The organism is Tissierella sp. (assembly GCF_052089545.1).
GTDB lineage: Bacteria > Bacillota > Clostridia > Tissierellales > Tissierellaceae > Tissierella_A.
Genome location: NZ_JBQDAA010000156.1, coordinates 1 through 5,775, shown reverse-complemented (window position 1 = coordinate 5,775; position 5,775 = coordinate 1). Strand labels below are relative to the sequence as shown.

Below are 5,775 nucleotides of genomic sequence, written 5' to 3'. Positions count from 1 at the left end.
GTTAGATTGATACGGGGAGCCTTATCATAAGTAGAGTGTGAAGCTGTCATTCTGAACTTAGTGAAGAATCTTAAGTGTGTTCAAGAATTTAGTAAAACCGTCGTTCCATGAAAGGAAAGTCGCCTTTCATAAGTCACTCCTTGTTTTATTAAATTCTTAGATCCAATAAGAGGTTTGTTCGTGTTTGTAGTAAAGTGTGAAGCTGTCATTCTGAGCTTGAGAAGAATCTAAGCATGGTTCAAGAAATATTGAAAAACGTCGTTCCATGAAAGGAAAAGCACCTTTCATAAGTCACTCCTTATTTTCAATATTTCTTTTATCCTCTAGTAGGTTTGTCATTCTGAGCATCGCGAAGAATCTATGGTTTAGGGTCAAAACAAAGATTCTTCATCGCTGTGCTCCTCAGAATGACAGAGACGTATTCTTTATAAATGGCGAACTAAAAATAATTTTTTAAGAAACAATCTTATATCAATATAAGATTATTTCTTAATATGATATAATTGATATGAAAAACAAACTTTTAATATATGAAAGGAAGTATTGGATATGGACATTGTCAAAGTATGCAGTAATATATTAATAAAATATGAAAACATTATCTTTGCCTATATTTTTGGTTCATATGCTAGTGATAACATAAAAAAAGATAGTGATATAGATATTGCAATATACTTAAAAAACACTATAGACACTGATGCTTATATTAATATAAAAATGGAGCTGTCAGACTCACTTAAACGAGAAGTTGATTTAGTTATACTAAATAATACAACCCCTTTATTAAAATATGAAATTTATAAAAATCATATATTGATTTTCACTAGAGATGAAACTGTAGAAAGTAAATACAAGGTAAAGACTTTATTTGAATATAATGATATGAAAAGATACTTGGATTTATCCTATGAGACAACAATAGAAAGATTGAAAAGAGAGGTGAATAGGGATGGTTAGTATAGAGGTGGTTAAAAAGAGACTGAATCAGCTGTCAACCTCTTTAAATAAGATGGAAAGATTTAAAGACATATCTCTGGATGAGTTTTTAAAAGATGACATTGTTCAAGACGTTGTAGAATACAACTTATTTATTGCAATAAATATGATGATTGATATAGCAACCTACATAGTTGTAGACAACAACATAGGAAGTCCAGAAACACTTGGAGGAGCTTTTGATATTTTAAATAAGGAAAAATACTTAACTGATAAAGAAACTAAAATTTATAGAAATATGGTGGGTCTTAGAAATATCCTATCTCATGAGTACGTAAATATAAATAAAAATATTATTTATGAGATTCTTAAGAATAATCTAATAGATATAAAAGGGTTTATTATATTTGTACATGAGAACTTTATGTAAAATATTTCTAAAAGTTGAGAGTAATAGATTTATATTATAAAATCTATTACCACTGTTTGAAAAATATACTTAGATATCTATGACTAAGTTTATTTTATTGGTTAGATTGATACGGTGAGCCTTATCATAAGTAGGAGTATGATAATCTTAGGTTGTGTTCAAGAAATCATGAAAAACGCCCTTCCATGAAAGAAAAGGCATCTTTCATAAGTCAGTGCTTATTTTACTAAGACTTCGATCTATAAGTAGCTTTGTTTTTCATAAACACTCACCTTTTTGGCTTTCTTAAGTCATATTATTCTGGGATAATATAAAATATTCCAATCCAATATAATTATTAGGAGTGATATATATTAAAGTTATTGTTTCACCTGCTAAAACAATGAATATAGATAATGATGACTTTGTTCATAGACAAATGCCAATATTTATAGAAGAAACTCAAATCTTATTAGATTATTTAAAAACTTTGAGCTATGAAGAGTTAAAAAAGATTTGGAAGTGTAGCGATAAACTTGCCAAACTAAATTTTGAACGAATTAAAAATATGGATTTATACAAAAATATAACACCTAGTATATTATCTTTTGAGGGACTACAATATAAATATATGGGAGCTGGAGTCTTTACATATGATCAGTTAGATTATATTGAGAAACATTTACGGATTCTATCAGGTTTTTATGGTATATTAAAACCTTTTGATGGGGTTTTTCCTTATAGATTAGAAATGCAGTCTAAGCTATTAGGTTGGGAATATGAATCACTATATGAATTTTGGGGAGAAAAAATAGCCCAAAATATATTTGCAGAAAGTGATTGTATTATAAATTTAGCATCGGAAGAATATAGTAAAAGTATTTCTAAGTATTTGACTAAAGATATAAAGTTTATATCTTGTATCTTTGGTGAGTTAATTGATGGAAAGGTGATTCAAAAAGGGACTTTAGCTAAGATGGCAAGGGGCGAGATGGTAAGATTTATGGCAGAAAATAATATTAAAAAGCCAGATGATATTAAAGAATTCAATAGATTAGATTATATTTATAAAAAAGAACTATCTGATAAAAATACTTATACCTTTATTAAAAAGGGGAATTAAATATTACTTTTATATTTACTTTTAGGAGATATTTTTTTGTTTTTAGTAGGTATAAAATGTGGAAACTTTGTCCTAATAGGATATAATAAATATATATGTTAATGTAAACTACATTAGAGAAAATAATTTGAAAATAAAATGGAGGATTTTAGATGCATAATGTTAGAGAAATAACTAAAGATTTATATTCAATTGGAGGGGATGACAGAAAGCTTTCCCGTTTTGAAAATATACATCCTATTCCTGAAGGTATATCTTATAATTCATATCTATTAGTAGATGAAAAAACTGTATTATTAGATACGGTAGATTTATCAATATCTGATAATTTCATAGAAAATGTACAAGAGGTTTTAGGTGAAAGACCATTAGATTATTTAGTAATAAATCATATGGAACCAGATCATGCTGGGAGTATAGGTTTTATACAAGAATATTATCCAGATGTAAAGGTGATAGGTACTAAAAAAACTTTTGATCTTTTAGATCAATTTAATTTTAAAACAAGTGAAGATAATATAGTAGTTAAAGATGGAGACACTATGTCTTTTGGAGAACATGAGCTTATGTTTATATCAGCTCCAATGGTACACTGGCCAGAGACTATGGCAACTTTTGATACTAGTAATGGTGTTTTATTTACTGCTGACGCATTTGGAACGTTTAAATCCCTAGATGGTAAATTATTTAATGATGAGGTAGATTTTGAAAGTGACTTTTTAGTTCCAGCTAGAAGATATTATAGTAATATAGTAGGGAAATATGGACCTCAAGTTCAAAGTTTAATGAAGAAAGCATCAAAGTTAGATGTTAAATATATTGCACCACTTCATGGACCAGTATGGCGTACAGATTTAGAATATATATTAGATAAATACGATAAATGGAGTAAGTATGAAGCTGAAGAACAAGGTGTTCTAATAGTTTATGGTTCAATGTATGGAAATACAGAAAAAGCAGCTGAAGATTTAGCTAAAAGATTAATCCAAAAAGGTATGACAAATATAAAGATGTATGACGCGTCAAAGACTCATGTATCATACCTAGTATCAGATGCTTTTAAATATAGCCATATAGTTTTAGCTTCTGCCACTTATAATTTAAATATATACACACCAGTACAAAACTTTTTATTAGATATTAAATCTTTAAATTTAAGAAATCGTACTGTAGGAATAGTTGGAAATGGAAGTTGGGCACCTACAGCTGAAAAGTTGATGAAAGAAATATTAGGTAAAATGAAAGATATGGATGTATTAGAGGAAAGTTTTACAATAACTTCAACAATGAAAGAAGAAGATGTTCCTAAAATGGAAGCTCTTGCAGATAGTATAATTGAAACTTTAGAATAAAATATAAAATAAGAATAAATAAAAATGAGTGCCTAAATCTTAAGATTTAGGCACTTGTTTTTATAAAAATTAATCATAAGTTTACTTATTTATGAATATCTACCAAAAGACCTACTAAATGAACGTCCCGACTCTACCATTTTTTGTACTTTTCTTAACCTTTGAGATTCATATCTTTTGAGCATATCATAGGCCTTGTCATCTTGCAGTCCTTCACTTGCACATTTGCTAAGAGCAGCAGCATCTTTTAAAGATTCATTAAAGCCACCAGCTGTAATTGGTGCTGGAACATGGGCGGCATCACCTATGATTGCAAGTCTACCACTTACAAGTTTTTCGGGTACATATTCTTTGATTGGAATACCTATGAAATCACGTGAGTGAAGAGCATGAATAGTAGCTGTAAGCCATGGTTCAGGCCATTTTATTTCTGCCTGATCTATTAGATTATTTATATCTTCCTGAGACAAATCACTTCCATCAATAGAATGATGGACAAACTTTCCTTTTACAGCTCCCAGTCTATTAAGAAGCTTGGCATTAGTATTATCGTACCAAGTACATCCAACTCTTCTTTTTCCATCATTGTCTTCAATAACAGATCCAAATAAAAATCCCCCTATTGTATTAAGCATCTCCACGCCTTGTCCATGGGGATTAGGTCTTTTATTTTCTGGAAGCTCATTTTCTGGAATTGACGCCATCCATACTACATATCCTGCAAATGTGGCATCGGAATGATGGGGAACTATTTTGTCCCTAACTATACTACGGTGTCCATCGGCTCCTATTAAGATATCTCCTTTAAATAATTGGCCCCTTGTTGTAGTGGCCCATGCTGATTTTTCATCTTGATCGATAGACTCAACACGTGTATCAAAATGGAGAGTAATGTTTGGGTCACTATGAGCTTCTTTTCTTAATCTAGACTCAATAGAAGTCCAAAGTTCAACCTTACTTTGCCCCCCAGATGCTAGATTTTTTAACTTCTTTTCTATTTTAGACTGATTAAATGAATGACCATCGACCTGCAGCCCAGCCCCTGATCTTGAACCTTCTTTTGCTTTTTCGAGCACAGTTACTTTTATACCTTCTTCAGAAAGTGCAATAGAGGTCATAAGACCAGAAAGAGACCCACCTACAACAACTGCAGAATTATCTTCTTTATTTTTATTTATATTTAAATTAACCAAATTTATTCCTCCTATATATTTAGAAAGATATACTTATATATTTACTCTATCAAATGGCTAGAGGAAAGACAAAACTCCTTATTTATTTATTTTTGTTATAATATTAAATATAAGATGTATGATAGTATCTATAAATTTAGATATAAATATTTTAATTTTGAGATATAATGAAAAGTAAATTAGTGAATATTATTAGTATAGTGTGAAGTTGTCATCCTGAGGAGCATAGCGACGAAGGATCTTTGCTTTAAGCTCTAAGATTCTTCGTTACACTCAGATAACATAGAATGACAATCTTAAAAAAGGTAGATGAACATCATTTATATAATAAGTCGTATTACTATTTATTTGAAGGAGGAATAAAATGTTTGCACAAATTTTACTGGGTATTTTTATGATTATCATAGGAGTTTTTCACTTAATGAATTCAAAACTTTTTCTTGGTAATAGAGCAAAACGCAATATAAAGACAAAGAAAATAAAGAGCTTTCAAAAGGGTATGGTTTTACCCCACTTTCTTTTAGGGATGCTTTTTATTTCTATGGGGATTGTTGAAAAAATGTTTGACATGCAAAGACTAAGTTTTATAGGATTATATGTTGTTTTGGGTGCTATTCCCTTAGGAATGATTTTAATTAATAATAAAAAACATTCAGGCAGTTATTGGTTAGGATAATCTTTTCATCCCCATAAAAGAAATAATGTAAAAAGTAATAGAACTCCATTTAAAAAGGAACTATTGTTAGGACAAAAAATTATTCT

Annotated in this window: 6 protein-coding genes; 5 read left to right on the top strand and 1 reads right to left on the bottom strand. The window is 29.7% G+C overall.

What is annotated here, in order from left to right; translation table 11 throughout:
- The first annotated feature begins 549 nt into the window (after positions 1–549).
- The 4 genes from mntA to ACTHW2_RS10175 all read left to right on the top strand — a co-directional run bounded on the left by mntA (position 550) and on the right by ACTHW2_RS10175 (position 3,820).
- Complete coding sequence (gene mntA / locus ACTHW2_RS10190; protein WP_442263813.1) at positions 550–957, top strand: type VII toxin-antitoxin system MntA family adenylyltransferase antitoxin; 408 nt, start codon at positions 550–552, stop codon at positions 955–957.
- Complete coding sequence (gene hepT / locus ACTHW2_RS10185; RefSeq protein WP_442263812.1) at positions 950–1,366, top strand: type VII toxin-antitoxin system HepT family RNase toxin; 417 nt, start codon at positions 950–952, stop codon at positions 1,364–1,366. Before mntA ends, hepT begins: the two co-directional genes overlap by 8 nt.
- Before the next feature lie 343 nt (positions 1,367–1,709).
- The gene (gene yaaA / locus ACTHW2_RS10180) at positions 1,710–2,468 is read left to right on the top strand and encodes a peroxide stress protein YaaA (protein WP_442263811.1); all 759 of its coding nucleotides are present in this window, start codon (positions 1,710–1,712) and stop codon (positions 2,466–2,468) included.
- Between the two features lie 152 nt (positions 2,469–2,620).
- Entirely contained in the window at positions 2,621–3,820 is a 1,200-nt protein-coding gene (locus tag ACTHW2_RS10175; protein WP_442263810.1) for an FprA family A-type flavoprotein, read from the top strand.
- 89 nt (positions 3,821–3,909) lie between these two features.
- On the opposite strand, the gene ACTHW2_RS10170 is transcribed toward ACTHW2_RS10175, so the two are convergent.
- Positions 3,910–5,013: an FAD-dependent oxidoreductase gene (locus ACTHW2_RS10170; protein ID WP_442263809.1), complete on the bottom strand. Its 1,104-nt coding sequence runs from the start codon at positions 5,011–5,013 to the stop codon at positions 3,910–3,912.
- Positions 5,014–5,377: 364 nt separating this feature from the next.
- Here ACTHW2_RS10170 and ACTHW2_RS10165 point away from each other — a divergent pair, with 364 nt between their 5' ends.
- Positions 5,378–5,689: a hypothetical protein gene (locus ACTHW2_RS10165; protein ID WP_442263808.1), complete on the top strand. Its 312-nt coding sequence runs from the start codon at positions 5,378–5,380 to the stop codon at positions 5,687–5,689.
- The last annotated feature ends 86 nt before the right edge of the window (positions 5,690–5,775 follow it).